3 protein-coding genes are annotated in these 1,380 nt (G+C 54.8%); all 3 read right to left on the bottom strand.

What is annotated here, in order from left to right; translation table 11 throughout:
- Positions 1-554: DNA methyltransferase (locus WM40_RS26990; RefSeq protein ID WP_046154631.1), on the bottom strand; the 554-nt coding region annotated here is incomplete at its 3' end.
- An 81-nt stretch (positions 555-635) separates the two neighbouring features.
- Positions 636-1,001 carry a hypothetical protein gene (locus WM40_RS26985; RefSeq protein WP_046154630.1) on the bottom strand — a complete coding sequence of 122 codons (366 nt, stop codon included), beginning with the start codon at positions 999-1,001 and terminating at the stop codon, positions 636-638.
- A gap of 148 nt (positions 1,002-1,149) precedes the next feature.
- A partial coding sequence (locus WM40_RS26980) for a hypothetical protein (protein WP_046154629.1) occupies positions 1,150-1,380 on the bottom strand: 231 nt, incomplete at its 5' end.

Raw genomic sequence — 1,380 nt, 5'->3', positions numbered from 1 at the left:
CCGGTGCGACGTGCGGCCTCACACGTCGATCCCGACCCCGCAAATGGGTCCAGGACCGTGTCGCCTGGCGCGGAAAACGCCGCGATCAGCTTGGCCAGGACGTCGACGGGCTTCTGGGTCGGATGCAGCTTGTTTCCTGTGTAGCTCCAGTCCATCACATCGGGCAATGGCGCCGCCGGCAGCGGCGGCCGCCCCTTGGCCAGGAGATACGCAGATTCATGGCAATACGCCACATATCGCGATTTCGAGGCGTAGCGCTTCTTAAAGACGATGTGGCCAACCATCCGAAAACCCGCTTTACGCCAGGCATCAGCAAAGACGTCGACCTTGTTCCAGCCATAGAAACTCAGGCACAAGGTGTCCTGCCGCAGTACGCGATAAAGCTGTTCGAACGCCGGCACGATCCAGTCCGACTGGACGTCGTTCGCGATCGAGCGGCCACTGCGATCTGTGTAGTTAACAAGGTACGGAGGATCTGTTACGACCAGGTCGATCGACTCGTCGTCGATTTCCTGCAATACGGAGAGACAATCTCCCAAAATTAGGCGGCTCATTTGGTATTTCCAATGGCGCCAGGGGAGACACCCCTATCGGGGCGTAAGCCCCGGCAGGGTGAGAGAGAAGAACGAGAGGTGTTACTTGATGAAATGCGAGAGGGCGACAATAGTGCTCGTACCCGCGAAGGCAAGCCCGATGATCGTTGTCAAAGCATTGATGCGCTTATCCATTGAATCGAATCGGGAATCGATGCTTTTCAGTTCAGCCTTGATGCCGTGAATATCTCCTGACATCTCAGCCAGTTTGCCGAAAATCATATTGTCCCGCTCGGCCATATGCACGCGAAACGATGCGTGCTGTTCTGCGATGGTCGCCCGAAACGCATTGAGCTGGTTTTCCAAGCGCATTTCAATCCCCTCATTCAAAGCACTGATGAAATCGCGGGTTTCGTCATGCGAAAGGCCCACTTTCATCAAAAGTTCGTAAATGTCTACGTGAGACATGAGGAAAGCTCCGTGAAAAAAATCGGGAGCTTTCCCCGTCGGGAAAACTCCCGACATGGGTTAAAAATAACACTCCTGTGGCGATAACGCCAGCGGCTGCAAATGCTTAGGAGCCAAGCCGCGATACTGCAGATACTGCTAATGCTTACTACCCGTGCGCCTCCGATGCTTCGTGCTCGAACACGAGATGACCTGCGAAATAGTGGCCGTCGAATTCAATCAGTCCGTCATCGACAACAAACTCCACAATTCCGCTTGGCTTCGAACTGCCGTCAGCACGCGGCAGCGTGTCCATTCCGGGCACAAAGATCGCACCCAGTTCCTCGTCGATAAAACACACAATGAGACGATTTCCCAGGCACTGAGAGTAACGCAACGG

It is taken from the genome of Robbsia andropogonis (genome assembly GCF_000970345.1).
GTDB lineage: Bacteria > Pseudomonadota > Gammaproteobacteria > Burkholderiales > Burkholderiaceae > Robbsia > Robbsia andropogonis.
This window is presented reverse-complemented; position numbering and strand designations above follow the sequence as displayed.